We start from the raw sequence: 17,047 nt of genomic DNA on the forward strand, positions 1-17,047 counted from the left end.
CTGAATGGTCACCCCTGTCAGCTCATGAAGGTTCGCGAGATGCCTGTCGAGTCGGTTTTCCCGCAGCTCGAAGCTCTGCTCCCCCACGTGCAGAAGCCGATCCAGTACGTCGGCGGAGAGCTCAACTCCACCGTCAAGAACTGGGACGAGTGCGACGTCCGCTGGGCGCTCATGTACCCGGACGCGTACGAGGTCGGCCTGCCCAACCAGGGCGTCATGATCCTCTACGAGGTCCTCAACGAGCAGGAGGGCGTCCTCGCCGAGCGCACCTACAGCGTGTGGCCGGACCTCGAGGCGCTGATGCGCGAGCACGGCGTGCCCCAGTTCACGGTCGACACCCACCGCCCGGTGAAGGCCTTCGACGTGTTCGGCCTCAGCTTCTCCACGGAGCTCGGCTACACGAACATGCTCACCGCCCTGGACCTGGCCGGCATCCCCCTGGAGTCCAAGGACCGCACGATCGACGACCCGATCGTGCTGGCCGGCGGCCACGCCGCCTTCAACCCCGAGCCGATCGCCGACTTCATCGACGCGGCCGTGATCGGCGACGGCGAGCAGGCCGTGCTCGACATGACCCGGATCATCCGCGAGTGGAAGGCGGAGGGCCGCCCCGGCGGCCGCGAGGAGGTCCTCTTCCGCCTGGCGAAGACCGGCGGGGTGTACATCCCGGCGTTCTACGACGTCGAGTACCTGCCGGACGGCCGCATCGCCCGCGTCGTACCCAACAAGTCGGGCGTCCCGTGGCGCGTGTCCAAGCACACGGTCATGGACCTGGACGAGTGGCCCTACCCCAAGCAGCCCCTCGTGCCCCTCGCCGAGACGGTCCACGAGCGCATGTCGGTGGAGATCTTCCGCGGCTGCACGCGCGGCTGCCGCTTCTGCCAGGCCGGCATGATCACGCGCCCGGTGCGCGAGCGCTCGATCACCGGCATCGGCGACATGGTCGACAAGGGCCTCAAGGCGACCGGGTTCGAGGAGGTGGGCCTCCTCTCCCTGTCCTCGGCCGACCACTCCGAGATCGGCGACATCGCCAAGGGCCTGGCCGACCGGTACGAGGAGGACAAGATCGGCCTGTCCCTCCCCTCCACCCGCGTGGACGCCTTCAACGTCGACCTGGCGAACGAGCTGACCCGCAACGGCCGCCGCTCCGGTCTCACCTTCGCCCCCGAGGGCGGCTCCGAGCGCATGCGCAAGGTCATCAACAAGATGGTCTCGGAGGAGGACCTGATCCGCACGGTCTCCACCGCGTACGGCAACGGCTGGCGTCAGGTGAAGCTGTACTTCATGTGCGGCCTGCCGACGGAGACCGACGACGACGTCCTCCAGATCGCCGACATGGCGACCCACGTCATCCAGAAGGGCCGCGAGGTCTCGAGGTCGAACGACATCCGCTGCACGGTCTCGATCGGCGGCTTCGTCCCCAAGCCCCACACTCCCTTCCAGTGGGCCCCGCAGCTGTCGGCGGAGGAGACGGACGCCCGTCTCGAGAAGCTCCGCGACAAGATCCGCGGCGACAAGAAGTACGGCCGCTCGATCGGCTTCCGCTACCACGACGGCAAGCCGGGCATCGTCGAGGGCCTGCTCTCCCGCGGTGACCGTCGCATCGGCGCCGTCATCCGCGCGGTCTACGACGACGGCGGCCGCTTCGACGGCTGGCGCGAGCACTTCTCCTACGACCGCTGGATGGCCTGCGCCGACAAGGCCCTCGCCACCTTCGGCGTCGACGTCGACTGGTACACCACCCGCGAGCGCACCTACGAGGAGGTCCTCCCCTGGGACCACCTCGACTCCGGCCTCGACAAGGACTGGCTCTGGGAGGACTGGCAGGACGCCCTCGACGAGACCGAGGTCGAGGACTGCCGCTGGACCCCGTGCTTCGACTGCGGGGTGTGCCCGCAGATGGATACTTGGCCACAAGTAAGCAACAGCGGCAAGAAGTTGCTGCCACTGACGGTCAAAAACGCTGGTCAGGCGCCCGCTGCGAGTGGTCACGAGCACTGAGGTGATTGACGCACTCGATCGGGTGATGGAGGCGCTGGCGGGGGTGAGCGAGGAGGAGGTCGCTGCGGCGTTGGCTGCGGCCGGTGCTTCGAGCTCTCGTCCGTCGGCGCCGCCGGTGTTCTCTCGGACGCCGCTGCCGGGCCCTGGACGAGCTCCGCACATTGTCTCCGAGGTGGAGTGGGTCTGAGGTCCGTTCCAGGTCTGTGCGCGACTGCGTGGCCCCGCGAGCCCCCTTCCTTGAGGGAGGGACCCGTCGGTGTTCTGTGACTCCTGAATTCGTGGGCGGCGCCGTAGAGTGCCCAACTCACGTCGGATCCCAGCCGATGCCTGACGTTCTGGTCCCAGGTGATGCTTGGCCGCCTAGACAGCGTAGGGAGCCCCGTGGGGCTTGTTCGCTTTCACGTTACGGACCGGGACGTCGGTCGTGCCCCGGATCACCCGGCCCTGGCCGTGCAGGTCGACGGTGATTGTGGAGTCCGACACGTGCACGGTCACGGTCAGGACAGAGCCTACGGCGGGGGATTGGCCGGCACCCCGATGGAGGGGACGCCGTTCGCGGCCGCGGGTCCGTGGCGGTGTGGAGGGGGTGCTCCCATCCCGCACGCCATCGCACCAGGCAGAGCCGAGCAGACGCGGCCCATGGCGTCCAGGCTGTTCGTACAGTGGCGCGCTCCACCTGGACACCACGCGCTGATGGGTTGCCAGGCTCGGAGGACGCGGATGCTGCTAGTGCTGTCCCCGACGCCTCCGACCATATTCAGCTTTGCTGCGGCCAGCGGCTACGGCTCTGGAAGTACTCGAGAGCCGCGGGTTCCTCCGTGAACTCAAGCAGGCCGCCTACTTTGTCTGCCAAGAGTGCTCGAACCTCGGATGGTGTGGCGAAGAAGAACTCGCGTCGCTCGTTTACGAAGTTGACGCGTCGATCGGCGAACGCCTTATGGAGTTCGGACTCCAGTGTCACGGCGTCCTCGGAAAAGAACATGGCATGGACGTCGTACCGGAACGGCACTGAAGCATCACCGAGCTCCCTGACGCGGTCCATCGGTTCAAGGCGGCGGGTCATGCCGATCTTGACGATGTTTGGGCCGAACGCGCCAATGTTGGAGATGACGTATACATAGCCGGCGCGAATGTTGGCGATGCGGTAGTCGTTGGCTGCGATGGCATTTTCGATGTCCGCGAGGCGGCGGGAGAGTTCGGTGACAGCGGCGTCGTCCCCTTTGGCGCGGAGGGATTCCAGGACGCTGATGTAGTGCGCTCGCTCTTTCTCGAGACGCTCCTTCTCGGCGGCCAATTCTTGCTCAGCTCGGCGCTGTTCGCGGAGAAGTTGGCGCTCCTGGCGGGCGCGTTCGCGCTCTTCCTGAACCTTCATCTGGAAGTCAGCAGTCAGTTCGAGCTCGGCGATTCGCAGAGCGTGATACTCGGGGTTGATCCGCATCTCCATGATCGCCCCTAGCTTCTCAATCGCCGTGACCGCCGACTCCAGCCGCTTCTGCGCGGTGCGTACGTTCCCTGACCTCAGCGAGCGCACACAGTTGTCGGCCTCCGCGTTGTAAGCCCGTAGCATCAGCTTGGACAGATCACCAATCAGTTTCCGTCCTCGTGCCAGAGATCCATCGAAGGTAAACAGGTCGGCGGCGAGGATCGCGCGACCGCTCTTGATGACGTCATCGATTTGGCCCTCGAGGCTGCGGAGCCGGTTCTTGTAAGCCGCCGCGCTCTCCAGAGGATGGTGGTAGCGATAGATGCCGACGTCCTGCAAGGCGCGCTGGTCGCTGAGATCGATCACATCGGCGCCACTTTGTGCAGTGGCGAGCGCGGCTTCGAGATCAGCGATACGGGCCAACAGCGGCGCTGGGTCGACTCCGCCCAACGGTAGCGCAGTCGGGGGGCCAGCAAATGTCTGGTCTGGCCTAGTTCCCGGTGTCCCTTGCGTCGCGCCGGTGGGGGCTTCGGCGGTTGACGCGGTGGCGGACTCGCCGACGTCGTTGTCCGATTCGGACTCGTCGTCGGACACGAAGAGGTGCCAGCCAGGTGGTGGGGCCGGCCAGGCCGGGTCTGGCTTCCATCCTGGCGGAGGAGTCCACCCCTCGGGCGGCGTCGGCCACCCTGGCGGTGAGTTGAACCGCATCGTCACTTTCCTCGAACGCGGATGCCGCGACTGGTGTCTGCTGGCACTAGGTCGAATGGCGACTTCGACATCGCGGCCCCGAGGTGCTGCAAGGTGGCCTGCGGGACAACTCTTGCCAGATCGAACCCGTTGAAGGTCTCGCGGTCCGCAGCGACGACGGCAAGAGGAACGGTGGTCGGGAGTCCGGTGGCGGGGTCGATTGTATCGACGCCGACCGTTAGTGCAACCGAGTGGATTTTGCCAGCACGGTCAGCCTCGAAGACTTCATGCAGACTGCGAACTGCAACTTGCCAGACCGCGTTCGCGTATCGTTCCTTCTTCTCGCGAATCGGCAGGGCAGTTGAAGTTATCTCGTCCTTCGCCTTCACATATCGGTAGCCCTTCACTGAGGGTACGGCTGAGGGCTCTGGAACACTGACTGTAAGCGTGAGTTCTCGCGATGCGAGATTGAACGCATGCTCGTGCTCGACCCGGAAGACCTCGGGGTAGAGCGAGTTGGACAGGACGATGCCGACATACTCCTCGATGGCGGATTCGACATCGAAGGCAAGATCGTTGATGAGCTTGGTGAGCTCGGCGTTGTGAGCTGACGCCTCAGCCTCGCGCTTCTCGCATTCCTGCTTGTATTTCTTCTCGGCGGCAAATAGTAGCGCCACGCGCTTGGCTTCCTTCTTCTCGCGCTCGGCCACTGCCTTGACGTAGCGGTTGTGGAGAGCATCCCTGGAGAGCTCCCAGTCGCCATGCGCCTTCTCAAAAGCGGCCTTGGCCTCCTCGATGGCTCGTTGGTGCCGCTTCTTCCCGCCAAGCACGGCTGAGAGGCCGCTGGGTGCAGTCGGCTCCTGATACACGGGCTCAGGGGCGTACTTCGGCTCCGCGACCTCGGGCGTAGGGACAGCCAGGCCACCAGGCTCGAACGGAGGATGCTCAACCTGCGAGATCTTCAATGCTTCGAGATCGACGTAGTCGTCCATCTCCAGGGCCCAGGCAAGCAGACTGTCGATATCGGCGAGGTCGCTGGCCAGATCGGTGTTCATGGACTCGACCTCGGCGAGACGGCACTCCAACTGGAGCCGTGCGGCCTCACGCTCCGCGGCCTTCTTCTCGGCGGCAGAGGCTCTCGCTGCCGCCGCCTGCGCGCGCTCGTGTGCCTTCCTGGCTCGTTCGGCTTCGCGCTGCGCTGCAAGATGAGCACGATGGGCGGCCGCCTCCTGCTGCCGTCGACGCTTCTCCGCCTGCTGAGCCTGGTAGTTCAGCTCCGCGAAGAAACCGCGACGCCTGCCCATGACATCCCCCCAGAAGACCCGGTGCCTAGGACTCGATCCCTATGAGTTTCACCGTAGCGACGATCACTGCCGCTGGAAAGTTGATCCAGGATTTAGGGCGGAGTCGCCGCAGGTGCCGGCCCTGTCCCTGGGTCAGGTGTTGCCCGCTGCCTTCGCGGTGCAGGCTGCGTCGACCCCACGTGTTCAGCCGCGGTGCTGACCTGACGTCCTGACTGAAGAACGGTGCCTCCCACCTGCGGTGCTCTGGCTTGTCTAGATCAAAACCGTCGAAGAGAAGAGGCGTCCAACCAGTGCAGGCCACCGAATGGGATCACCGGGCTGCAGCCCTGAGTGCCAGCCCGCACTCGATGTGGCGCGAGTGTGGGTGCCTTCCTGTCCGCAGATGGATACTTGGCCACAAGTAAGCAACAGCGGCAAGAATTTGCTGCCGCTGACGGTCAAAAACGCTGGTCAGGCGCCCGCTGCGAGCGGTCACGAGCACTGACGTGAGCGAGGCACTCGATCGGGTGATGGAGGCGCTGGCGGGGGTGTGTGAGGAGGAGGTGGCGGCTGCGCTGGCTGCGGCCGGCGCTTCGGTCCCTCGCCCGTCGGCGCCTTCGGCGCCGTCTCGGACGCCGCTGCCGAGCCCTGTCGGCACTCCGTGGATCGTCTCGATCGAGCGGTCGGGCCTGCCATTCCGCCATGCCCTCCATCACCGCGTCGGTGATCGTGGAGATGGTCTGCTTGGACACCTCCGCGCCGTATACCTCGGCCAGATGAGCCGATATCTCCCCGTGTGTGAGGCCCTTCGCGGACAGCGACAGCACCATTTCGTCCACGCCGGTCAGCCGGCGCTGCCGCTTCTTCACGAGCTGCGGCTCGAAGGTGCCGGCGGTGTCCCGGGGCACCTTCACCTCGACCGGGCCCACGTCGGTCAGCACGGTCTTCGAACGGGTGCCGTTCCGGGAGTTGCCGCTGTTCCGGCCTGCTGCGTCGTGCTTGTCGTAGCCGACGTGATCGGTGATCTCGCCCTCCAGGGCGGACTCCAGCACCCGCTTGGTCAACTGCTGCAGCAGCCCTCCCTCGCCGGTCAGCTGCAGCCCTTCGGAACGGGCCCGGTCGACCAACATCGAGATCAACTGCTCGTCCGACACCGCCTCCGCGGCCGACTCGACGACCGGCTCCTCCACCGTCTCGTGCTCGCTGATGGTCTCGCTCATTTCAGGCGTCTCCTTGATCATCGGATCCGCCGTCTATTGGACACTCCCGGGCAACACCGACCTACCCGACGCAATTACGGAACGGAACTGGCGCTACGTCGGCTCCGGCCATACCCCCGGCGCTGTCCTCATCGCGGCCGGCATTGCCGAAGATCTTGCCGAGTCTCGACGGCTCGGCCTGGAAAGGAGGCAAGAGGGGGAGTGGTGCCGTTGACCGCTCCGACCGAACGTGAACATGGGGAATCTCGGTGCTCGTCGCTGCCTCGGGCTGATGACGAGACGGCCGTGAGCCTGATCGAGAGTGAGATTGTGATCGTTGACGATGACGGCACGGAAGAGCCGTTCGATCCTGCGTCGTGGTTCAGGTGAGCGACGTCACGTAGGAGTGTTTAGGTGCCGCCCCATTCGACGAATACTGCCGATTGCCCGAATCATCCCCCTTAGGGAAATGTAAGTTCACCATCCAATGGCCAAGTATGAGTCAAGACTTGAGTTCACTGTCGGATGGGAGGGGTGTATTCCGTTTCGAACGTTTGCGCTTGATCGTGTAGAAGTTGATCGGCCCGCATTGACCAGCGGGCCCGCAATATCTTCTGGGGGAAAACTTCATGCGCAGACGTGCAATAGCCGGCCTTTCCATCCTTGCCGGTGCAGCCGCTCTGACCACGACTCTGGCACCCGCCGCGGCAGCTGACGCGAACCACACCGCCTCTCGTGCTGCGACGGTGATCGAAAAAGCAACCGGGACGGCCAACCTGCGGTCGACTGCCCTGGACTCGCCGGTGAACGGCGCCCAGGTGACGCTCCCCGCTCGCGGTGATGAGCCCATCACTGCAACGAAGGGTGACACGACCGTCTCCCTCACGCTGCCGGCGACCGGAGCTAAACAGCAGTCCAGCACGGACGACACGAGCGTCTTCGCGGGGAATGACGCGTCCGTGACCGCGGCCGCGCAGGCGACCACTGATGGCGGCTTCCGCGCCCTGTTCACACTCAACGACGCCAACGCTCCGCGCCAACAGTCGTTCACGCTCGCCCTCCCCACCGGGGCTACGATCCGTCAAACCGCCGAGGGCGGACTGGTTGTCTTCAACGCGGACGGAACGATCATCGGTGGCCTGGAGACCCCGTGGGCCAAGGATGCCAACGGCAATGCTGTACCCACGACCTACACCGTTGACGGCGACACCGTTACACAGACGGTCACTCCGGTTGGCGACACGGCCTTCCCGGTGGTCGCCGACCCCAAGTGGTCGTGGGGAATCATCAGCGGCACCGTCTACTTCAACAAAAAGGAAACGTCTCACCTGGCCGCGAACTCGGCCTTCGTGGGTCTCCTCTTTGCCGCAGCGCCGCCGCCGTTCGACGCGTACGGCGCGCTCAACGCGGCGAATATTTCCCGGGTTGCCTGGAACGCCAACTCCGACCACAAGTGTGTGGAGGTAAAGGTGCCCACGTTCCTTCCGTACGAATACTCCGGCGGCAACTGCAAGTAGACTGCGTCTTGGAACGGACATCTGTCCGTAGAGAGAGGACTTAGGACATGGAAGCTTTCGCCGGACCGTCCATCCTCATCTTGGCTGCGGCGGTCATCCTGGCAGTCAAGTACCGCCGGCGCATGGCCGGACAGCAGCCGTTGCGAGTCACGTCCACCATGTCCGGCCGTATCGCCGTCGCGGTGGCCTTCCTTGCGGGGTGTGCCTGGGCGTGGTCCCAGGGCCCGTCCGTCATCAACGCCGGTGTGTTGGGCCTGGGCCTGGCCCTTCTGGTGGGCGCGGCCGCCGAGTTCTTGGTGAGCAGGACAGCGCGACGCTGACGAGCCGAGATTCGTCGCAGAGGGCCGGAGTCCATGACCACCCGGCCCTCTGCGTATCTACGCCGACGTATCAGAAGGCTTCCGCGAAGTCGTCCTCTCGTATCACGAGCCGCTCACGTACGTCCCTCGGCACCAGTAGGCGGAGGTGCACCTTCGGGGCTCGCACCCTCGGTACCTTCGTGCGGGTGACCTCGCACCGGATGCCGACTCGGCGCAGGTCTGCGGCCATGGCTTCCATGCCGCCTTCCTGCCAGTGTTCGCGGAAGGTCTTACCGCCGTGGACGTTGACCCACCGGTCCTTGGCCGTCTCGGGGTCGATGGCTTCCAACTCCACGATGAGCTTGTCGAGCGTCGCCTCTGCCTGCTCCTTCGTGAACCGGGTCTTCGTGTACCGGCCTCCGGGTTCGAGTTCTTTCATGTAGAGAGCGATGGACTCTTGAAGGCGCTTGATCTCCCGCCGTACCTCGGCACCCTCGGCGTACTGGCGAACCTGCACCGGGAAGTCACCGAGGACCTTGAGCACGTCCTCCACGAGACGCTCGTAGACCTCGTCAGGGTTGGGTGCGCCGAGTCCGCCGCTCTTGCAGTTGCGGCACCGAAGGTAGTGGTAGATCCCGAACTTGTTGTTCGTGATCTTCACGGTCATGTTCGTCTTGCAGTCGGCGCACAAGAGCACGCCGAGGAACTGAGTCGCTCCGCCGGCACGGCGCGGAGGCTGGTTCTTCTTGCGCTTGTCGAGAGCGGCGCCGAGGGTCTCGAACTCCTCCTCGGTGAAGATCGGGGGAGCAACCTTGATCGGCCTGCCGTCCTTGCCGAGGATCGCCTTTGATCGCCGTTGCCCTCCCTGCTTGTCCTCCTCTACTCGGTAGCCCAGAAGCGCAGGGTTACGGAGGCGGCGGTGGAGCGTTGCCACGGTGAGCCCCTGGCTCATGAGCCCGGACCGCTTCAGGCAGCGCACCATGAAGCTGGCGGAGCGTCCTCGGAGTGCCATACGTCGAGCCCAGTGCAGTGCCTTGTGGGCATCGGGGCCTATGACGAGGACGGGCTTCCCCGAGTGGTCCTCACCCGTAACGTAGCCGTACGTCGGCTTGCCGATGATCCATTCTTCCTGGGTCTTCGCGTAGTCCCACAGGCTGGTGACCCGGGTGGAAGTGTTGGCTGCTTCGATCTCGGCGATACCGCCAATGATCGTGACCATGATCTTCCCGGCGGTCGTTGTCAGATCAAGGCTGTCGTTCTTCGAGACGAGGTTCTTCCCGCGTTTCAGACTCCACTCGATCATCGTCGAGAGATCAGAGAGGCGGCGTACGAAGCGATCGAGCTTCCAGAACAAGAGCTCATCGAACTCGGGGGAGCGGTTGTTCAGCCAGTCCCCGAGTTCCTTCCTCTTCCACGGCGGAACCTTCGTTGCCGACACATTCAGGTCCGAAGCGACGCCGACGACTCGGCAGCCTCGCTCCCTTGCCAGGATGCGAAGGTCAAGCTCCTGTCGCACCGGCGACGTGGTCTCGTCCGTCAATACGGACAGACGGACGGATAAGAGAGCCCGAGGAGCGTCCTCGGGTAGTGGAGCCTCAGCGGCCTTCAGCTCCTCCAGGAGCGCGAGATCTGCCTCGGTCCACTCGGCCTCAACCGAGTACTGCCTCTGGTCGGCCGCTGTGCGTTTCCGCGTACGTGTCCCCATACCTGCGACCGTAGGGCTGGATTTGCCCGTGTGTCCATATGCCCGCAGATGGACACCAGCATCCAAATCGGCCCGACCGGCAAGAAGCTCCTGCCCCTTACGGTCAAGAACACTGGTTCGACACCGGCTTCGAGTGGTCATACGCACTGAGGTGGGCGAGGCGCTCGATCGGGTGATGGAGGCGCTGGCGGGGTGGAGCGAGGACGAGGTGGCTGCGGCGCTGTTGGCGATCGACACCGTGGGTTCTCGTCCGTCGGCGCCGTCAGCGTCCACTCGGACGCCGCTGCCGCCCCCTGGAAGCGCTCCGCACATCGCCTCCGAAGTGGAGTGGGTTTGAGGCCCGGCCAAGCCGGTCCCCGGGGGCCGCTCCGGCCCCGCCCCTCTTCAGTCGGGCCTCTGCCCCGCTTGCTGCCCGGCGGCGATGGACTGGAAGTGACCGCAGTGCTCCTCCTGGACCAGTTGACCGGCCTGATGCCCGCCAAGCGGTTGATCCGTGTGGTGTGGTCGAGGGTCGGTCCCCCGGGAGGCTGAGATGCTGCGCGCATGACTCCCGGAACTGGCATTGCCGAGAGTTCGGCGAGAGCGCGGCTCGTCCTTCTGACGCTCGCTGCCGGTCAGTTTCTGATGGCGCTCGACAGCTCCGTCATGAATGTCTCGATCGCGGCGGTGGCCGCTGATGTCGGCACGACGGTGACCGGGATCCAGGGCGCCATCACGGCGTACACGCTCGTCATGGCGATGTTCATGATCCCCGGCGGCAAGGTCGGTGCGCTGATCGGCCGAAGGCGCGCGTTCATGATCGGCTGCTGCATCTACGGGTGCGGCTCCCTCACCACGGCGTTCGCACCGAATCTCCCCGTGCTGCTGGTCGGCTGGTCACTCCTGGAGGGCCTCGGGGCGGTGCTCATCCTGCCTGCGGTCGTGGCGCTCGTGGCCGGCAACTTCGTCGCCGAACGACGTGCCGCCGCCTACGGACTCGTCGCGGCCGCGGGTGCCGTGGCGATCGCACTCGGACCGCTCATCGGAGGTTTCGCAGCGACGTACCTTTCCTGGCGATGGGTGTTCGCCGGTGAGGTCCTGGTGGTGATCGGCATCCTGTTGCTCGCTCGCCATCTCGCTGACGTGCCGAACGACAAGCGTCCACACATCGATCTCGTCGGCACCGTGCTGTCCGCGCTCGGGCTCGGCACCTTCGTCTACGGGGTGCTGCGCTCCGACGAATGGGGCTGGTTCCGGCCGAAGCCCGATGCCCCGTCGTGGCTCGGAATCTCGCTGGTCGTGTGGCTGATGCTGACGGGCGTGCTTTTGATCTGGCTCTTCGTCGCGTGGGAGGCCCGCCTCGTCGAGCAGCGCCGGGAGCCGCTCATCGATCCGGCCCTGCTGCACAACAAGCAGCTCACCGGCGGCTTGACCATGTTCTTCTTCCAGTACCTCGTCATGATGGGCGTGTTCTTCGTCGTACCGCTCTACCTGTCCGTCGCTCTGGGCCTGTCCGCGCTCGCGACCGGCGCGCGACTACTGCCTCTGTCGCTGACTTTGGTGGCAGCCGCCACTCTCATCCCACGCCTCCTCCCGGACATCTCACCGAGGCGGGTGGTTCGGCTCGGGATCGTCGCGATGTTCGCCGGCGCGGTGATCCTCATGGCTGCCCTCGACACGGGCGCCGGAGCGGAGATCGTCACTGTCCCCCTCCTGCTCATCGGGGCCGGCATGGGACTGCTGGCGTCCCAGCTCGGCTCCGTCACCGTCTCCGCGGTGCCGGACGAGCAGAGTGCGGAAGTCGGCGGCGTGCAGAACGCCGTCACCAACCTCGGCGCCTCCATCGGCACGGCACTGGCGGGATCGATCCTGCTCGCCGTACTCACCTCCTCGTTCTTGACCAACGTCGAGCAGAATCCGGCCGTTCCGGCCAGGGTGACGAACGAGGCGGTGATCAAACTTCAGAGTGGTGCGACGTTTCTGTCGGACGCCCAGCTCAAGACCGCTCTCGATGAAGCGGGCACGAATCAAAAGGTGGCCCAGGCCGCGCTGGAGGCCAACGCCGACGCCCGGTTGGACGGCCTTCGTGCAGCGCTCGCGATCCTCGCGTTCGCCTCTGTCCTGGCGATGTATTTCACCTCGAGGCTCCCCACTGCTCAGCCCCGCTCGGTGTGACCCGGCACATCCGACCCATCATCGAGGGCGGGTGGATCGCTGCCTCCCCCGCACTGCCGCTGGGGAGACCTGCACCGGCTGCCCCTTCCGCCGCATGGAACCGGCAATCTGCATACACCCGAGGCCTCTGGAACTCACGCTGCCAAGGTGAACCATCCCCTTTTCAGGACGTGCCGCATATGGGCGAGGTCTCAGGGGCCCTGTTCCAGAACTCGCCAAGGTCGACCATTCCGGCCTCAGTCGCGGCTGGTTTCCAGGCGCCGCTTGTCAGTGATCCCCCGCTGGTGCGGATCCAGCTCAAGCCGCTGCGGTCCACGAACTCCAGCCACAGCGTGGATAGCTCAGCGGCTGTGACATGCGCAGAAGGGACTCGGCTGTGCATGCTGGCAACCAGCGCATCGTCGGGAATCTTGATCTCCTTGCACGGAGGCAAGGTGCGCAAGTCCCACCACAAGTGCCTTTCTGGGAGGAACAGCGCCATGTCCACAGGATGCGGCACACCGTTCATCACGACCACTGCCGATGGAGTCCGATAGAAGTCGATCTGCTCGGCAGAGGCCCTGCGGCTCGGTTCGGCCGCACGCCGCTCGTCTTCGCTGGCGCGTTGCTCGGCCCTGATCCCCAGGATCAGCCCGCCGAGCGCTGCGAGGACGGTGATCACTGCACCCACAACCCTGCCGATGGCGACCAAGGTCGGTTTGGGTGACTCGGAGTCAGCCGAGGCGTCGTCGTTTCGCAGGGGGCTGGTCCGCACGGGCGTAGCCGGATTGTCAGGACCGAGACCGTCCGCAGGGCCCGTCGGAGTGGGCTCGCCGTCCCCAAGTTCAGCTCGCCCCGCGGTACTTGCTTCAGCCACGTGACGGATCCTACAAGGACAGTTGCCGTCCGGGAGTCAAACCGGACAGCATGAACGACCGATGCCGTCAGGGCGGCCAGGCGATCCGGACCGGCCGCCATCGGGGCGCCTGCCATCCACCTCATGAAGCGGTCGACAGGGAGACGAGTGGCGCTCCACAGAAGTCGAGCCGGCCCTGGTCCAAGCGGCCTCAACCGGCGACGGCAGACAGAGGCTCCCTCAGTCGATCGCTGACCGCCCCTTGCCGCGCAGTCTTGTCCTCAGCCCACGGGGTACTTCGAAATGGTGATCAAGGTGCCAGACCCGGTTGGACTGACCTGGACGGTCCCCCCGTCGCTGCCCCGCTTGGCGGCAATGTTGGCGAACTGACCCTGATGCTGGGAAACCGTCTGCCGGCCGTCTCGGGCCAGAGCGTCAGCGTAGAAAGCTCCCACCTTGCTGACCGAGTCGCGGGAATGCAGCACGGTCGTCCCACCGGCGTGCCTGTCACCGTGGCGCCCGGACATGTGGCCACGGAGTCCGAGGGCGTCTCGGGCGACGCCGCCGGCGGTGAGGTGTGGGTGGGGGTTGCCGTCGGCGCGGGGGTGGAGTTGCTGGAACACGCGCCGAGTGTCATGGGAACCGCGGTGAAACCCGCTGCTGCGATGCTGGGAATCTTCCTTTTCGCAGCGCCTCCCGTAGGCCTGCCACACACGTGCCCGGCCCCGGAACCACAATTTCCATCATCCCCGGCCCCCGCTCCATGGCAACCGCGCGGCGGGCGTTGCCGGGGCGGCATGGGACGTTGCTAGCGGGACCTGTGCGCGATGAGGTGGGCGAGGCCGTCCAGGATGCGCTGCAGGCCGAAGTCGAAGGCGTGTTCAGGGCTGTACACACTCTGGTGGGCCGCGCCCGCGGCGCTTCCGACGCGGGTGGCGAGGGGGAACCGGGCCGGATCGAAGACCTTCGCCAGGAGCGGTGCGTGGACGGCCCACCACTGCTCGTCGGACATGGCGCTGTCGCGGGCGGCCGCCTGGGTGTCGAGGTCGGCACGGGCGACGGACTGGACGAAGCCGAGCAGGAAGGTGAGGGCCGCGTCCATCTCGACGTCGTCGAGCCCGAGGCCGTCGAACGCGGCCAGTTCGTGTTCGTACTTGGCCATGAGCCCGGGGCCGAGCGGTGGGCGCGTGGTGGGCAGGGTGGCCACCCAGGGGTGGCGCTCGTACAGGTCGCGGTTCTCGTGCGCGACGGCCGCCACCCTCGTACGCCACGGGGCGGCCGTGCGATCGGTGCGAGGCATCCGCAGATAGGCGGTGTCGAGCATGAGGTCGAGCAGCTCCGTCTTGCCCGGCACGTACGTGTAGAGCGTCATCGGCGTGACGCCCAGCCGCTGGGCGACGCTGCGGATGGTCAGGGCGTCCAGGCCACCGGAGTCGGCGAGTTCGGTGGCCGCCTGGACGACGGCGTCGACGGTCAGGCCCTGTTTGGGGCCGCGCCGGGGGGCGCCTTGCCCGGGCTCGCGCCACAGCAGTTCCAGGGTGCGGGCCGGGTCGTCTGCGCCGCTTCGTTCCTTGGCCATGCGCCCATCCTCTCCCCTGGGGGCCCTGGGTCCGCACACCCACACTCTTCTACTCTGTACGCCGTATCTTGTACGACGTACAGATATAGGTCGACGAGCCCAGCGGTGGCGTCGAAGTGGTCCCAGGCCGAGACGGTGGCCTCGAAGGTGGACTCGCCCTCGTCGATGCCGAGCCGGTAGATCCCCAGGACCTCGTCGGCGCGCTCGGGGCGCATGGCCGCCACACTCACTCCTGGCTCGCCGGGGCGATCTCGTCGAGCAGACCGCGGACGCGCTTCTCGATCTCGTCGCGGATGGGCCTGACGGCGTCGACGCCCTGTCCGGCCGGGTCCGGGAGCGCCCAGTCGAGGTAGCGCTTGCCGGGGAAGACGGGGCAGGTGTCGCCGCAGCCCATCGTGATGACCACGTCGGACGCCTGGACGGCCTCGACCGTGAGCACCTTGGGCGTCTCGGCGGAGATGTCGATGCCGGCCTCCGACATCGCCTCGACGACGGCCGGGTTGACCGTGCCGGCGGGCGCGGACCCGGCGGAGCGGACCTGTACGCGGTCACCCGCGAGGTGGGTGAGGAACGCCGCGGCCATCTGGGAGCGCCCGGCGTTGTGGACGCAGACGAACAGCACGGACGGACGGTCGGCGGAGGTGTTCATGGCCGGTGTGTCTTTCTGGGCGGAGGCCGGTCAGGGCGCTGTCGGGGCGAGTCCGGGTTCGCCCGGGAGGGGAGTGGGGGCGGTCTGTACGGGTGCCGGGCGTCCGAACACCGCGTACACCAGGCCAAGTCCCAGTGCTGCGCCCACCAGTTGGGCCGCGACGAACGGGGCGAGCGAGGTGGGTGCGATGCCGGCGAAGGTGTCGGTGAAGGCCCGGCCGATGGTGACCGCCGGGTTCGCGAACGAGGTGGAGGACGTGAACCAGTACGCCGCGCCGATGTACGACGCCACGGCCACCGGGCCGAAGTGGGCGCGGCCGGTGCGGGCCAGGCCGAAGACCAGCAGGACCAGTCCGGCGGTCGCGACGACCTCGCCCAGCCACAGGTGACCCGAGGAGCGGTCGTGGGTGGACCACCGCACCAGCGGCCTGCCGAACATGGCGTCGGCCACGATCGCGCCGACGACGGCGCCCGTGATCTGGGCCGGGATGTACGCGGCGACGTCCCGCGCGGTCGTTCCGTCCTCGCCGCGGCGGCCGCTGAACCAGGCCGCTAGGGTGACGGCGGGGTTGAGGTGCGCACCGGAGACCGGGCCGAGCAGGGCGATGAGCACACCCAGGCCGAAGACCGTGGCCAGCGAGTTGGCCAGCAGCTGCACGCCGACGTCCCTGCTCAGCTCGGTGGCCTGGATGCCGGAGCCGACGACCACCGCGACCAGCGCGGCCGACCCCACGGCTTCGGCGACGGCCCGGCGGGCCGGCGAGGCGTTCACGTGGCTGCCCCGGCCGGCTGCGTCGTCCTGAGGAAGGCGGCGAGGCGGTCGAGGGTGGCGGGCAGCGCCCAGTAGTAGACCCACGTGCCGCGGCGCTCGCAGTCGATCAGACCGGCCTGCCGCAGCAGCTTGAGGTGGTGCGAGATCGTCGGCTGGGACAGCTCGAAGGCCGGCGTCAGGTCACAGACGCAGACCTCCCCGCCCGACCGTGAGGCGATCATGGACAGCAGGCGCAGGCGTACCGGGTCGCCGAGCGCCTTGAACAGCCTGGCCAGCTCCGCCGCCTGGTCGTCGTCCAGGGGAGCGGTCACCAGCCCCGGGCAGCAGGCGCCGTCCTCTTCGCCCTGCCCGAGCACCACAAGCTCTTGCTTCGACATGTGCCTATGTTGACAGTCTTCGATGCAGCGCACAAGCTTGCATCGATAGACGTCAATGCAAGCCGATGGGAGCCCTGCCATGTCCCGTGCTCAGCTCGCCCTGCGGGTCAGCGATCTCGACGCGTCGATCACCTTCTACTCGAAGCTGTTCGGCACCGAGCCGGCCAAGCGGCGCGAGGGCTACGCCAACTTCGCCATCGCCGAGCCCCCGCTCAAGCTCGTCCTCATCGAGGGCGAGCCCGGCGGGGAGACCCGCCTCGACCACCTCGGCGTCGAGGTCGAATCCACCGACCAGGTGGAAGCCGCCACCACCCGCCTCAGGGACGCCGGCCTCGCCACCTTCGAGGAGAGCGACACCTCCTGCTGTTACGCCCTCCAGGACAAGGTCTGGGTTTATGGCCCCGGCAAGGAGCCCTGGGAGGTCTACGTCGTCAAGGCCGACGCCGACACCCTCGGCAGGAGCGCCGACCCCGAGGCCACCGGTGACGGCTGCTGCACCTCCCCGGCCGCCGAACCGACCTCCTCGTCCACGGGCTGCGGCTGCGGCTGAACGCTCGGCTTCCCGCCT

The 17,047-nt window shown here is 66.5% G+C and carries 13 protein-coding genes and 1 pseudogene; 5 read left to right on the forward strand and 9 right to left on the reverse strand.

The annotated features are described in order from the left end of the window. The first annotated feature begins 39 nt into the window (after window positions 1–39). A complete protein-coding gene (locus ACZ7FF_RS00490; protein ID WP_470808241.1) occupies window positions 40–2,001 on the forward strand; it encodes a TIGR03960 family B12-binding radical SAM protein in 1,962 nt (653 codons plus the stop codon). A gap of 757 nt (window positions 2,002–2,758) precedes the next feature. Here the strand turns inward: ACZ7FF_RS00490 and ACZ7FF_RS00495 are convergent. From ACZ7FF_RS00495 to ACZ7FF_RS00505, 3 genes and pseudogenes are all read right to left on the reverse strand, one after another. Then, entirely contained in the window at window positions 2,759–4,018 is a 1,260-nt protein-coding gene (locus ACZ7FF_RS00495; protein WP_470808242.1) for an SNIPE associated domain-containing protein, read from the reverse strand. 116 nt (window positions 4,019–4,134) lie between these two features. Continuing rightward, window positions 4,135–5,415 (reverse strand): hypothetical protein, encoded by a 1,281-nt coding sequence (locus tag ACZ7FF_RS00500; RefSeq protein WP_470808243.1) that lies wholly within the window; start codon window positions 5,413–5,415, stop codon window positions 4,135–4,137. A 653-nt stretch (window positions 5,416–6,068) separates the two neighbouring features. Beyond that, window positions 6,069–6,524: pseudogene (locus ACZ7FF_RS00505) on the reverse strand (transposase); the annotation flags it as partial. A 698-nt stretch (window positions 6,525–7,222) separates the two neighbouring features. On the opposite strand from ACZ7FF_RS00505, the gene ACZ7FF_RS00510 reads away from it, so the two are divergent. Then, window positions 7,223–8,110, forward strand: a complete 888-nt coding sequence (locus ACZ7FF_RS00510; RefSeq protein WP_470808245.1) for a hypothetical protein — start codon at window positions 7,223–7,225, stop codon at window positions 8,108–8,110. Window positions 8,111–8,157: 47 nt separating this feature from the next. Further along, entirely contained in the window at window positions 8,158–8,430 is a 273-nt protein-coding gene (locus ACZ7FF_RS00515; protein WP_470808247.1) for a hypothetical protein, read from the forward strand. 70 nt (window positions 8,431–8,500) lie between these two features. Here the strand turns inward: ACZ7FF_RS00515 and ACZ7FF_RS00520 are convergent, their stop codons facing one another. After that, entirely contained in the window at window positions 8,501–10,114 is a 1,614-nt protein-coding gene (locus ACZ7FF_RS00520; protein WP_470808248.1) for a recombinase family protein, read from the reverse strand. A gap of 543 nt (window positions 10,115–10,657) precedes the next feature. Here ACZ7FF_RS00520 and ACZ7FF_RS00525 point away from each other — a divergent pair. Next, window positions 10,658–12,268 (forward strand): MFS transporter, encoded by a 1,611-nt coding sequence (locus tag ACZ7FF_RS00525; protein ID WP_470808249.1) that lies wholly within the window; start codon window positions 10,658–10,660, stop codon window positions 12,266–12,268. Window positions 12,269–12,431: 163 nt separating this feature from the next. Here ACZ7FF_RS00525 and ACZ7FF_RS00530 read toward each other — a convergent pair whose 3' ends face one another. From ACZ7FF_RS00530 to ACZ7FF_RS00550, 5 genes are all read right to left on the reverse strand, one after another. Next, window positions 12,432–12,929, reverse strand: coding sequence for a hypothetical protein (locus ACZ7FF_RS00530; protein WP_470808250.1), 498 nt, complete (start codon window positions 12,927–12,929; stop codon window positions 12,432–12,434). A 982-nt stretch (window positions 12,930–13,911) separates the two neighbouring features. Beyond that, window positions 13,912–14,682 (reverse strand): TetR/AcrR family transcriptional regulator C-terminal domain-containing protein, encoded by a 771-nt coding sequence (locus ACZ7FF_RS00535; protein ID WP_470808251.1) that lies wholly within the window; start codon window positions 14,680–14,682, stop codon window positions 13,912–13,914. Window positions 14,683–14,908: 226 nt separating this feature from the next. Next, a complete protein-coding gene (locus ACZ7FF_RS00540; RefSeq protein ID WP_470808253.1) occupies window positions 14,909–15,331 on the reverse strand; it encodes an arsenate reductase ArsC in 423 nt (140 codons plus the stop codon). Window positions 15,332–15,361: 30 nt separating this feature from the next. Continuing rightward, entirely contained in the window at window positions 15,362–16,102 is a 741-nt protein-coding gene (locus ACZ7FF_RS00545) for an aquaporin (protein WP_470808254.1), read from the reverse strand. Then, window positions 16,099–16,479 carry an ArsR/SmtB family transcription factor gene (locus tag ACZ7FF_RS00550; RefSeq protein ID WP_470808255.1) on the reverse strand — a complete coding sequence of 127 codons (381 nt, stop codon included), beginning with the start codon at window positions 16,477–16,479 and terminating at the stop codon, window positions 16,099–16,101. The genes ACZ7FF_RS00545 and ACZ7FF_RS00550 overlap by 4 nt, the downstream gene beginning before the upstream one ends. Window positions 16,480–16,558: 79 nt before the next feature. On the opposite strand from ACZ7FF_RS00550, the gene ACZ7FF_RS00555 reads away from it, so the two are divergent. Further along, window positions 16,559–17,029: an ArsI/CadI family heavy metal resistance metalloenzyme gene (locus ACZ7FF_RS00555; protein WP_470808257.1), complete on the forward strand. Its 471-nt coding sequence runs from the start codon at window positions 16,559–16,561 to the stop codon at window positions 17,027–17,029. Window positions 17,030–17,047: the final 18 nt, after the last annotated feature.

It is taken from the genome of Streptomyces sp. NPDC037126 (assembly GCF_055605965.1).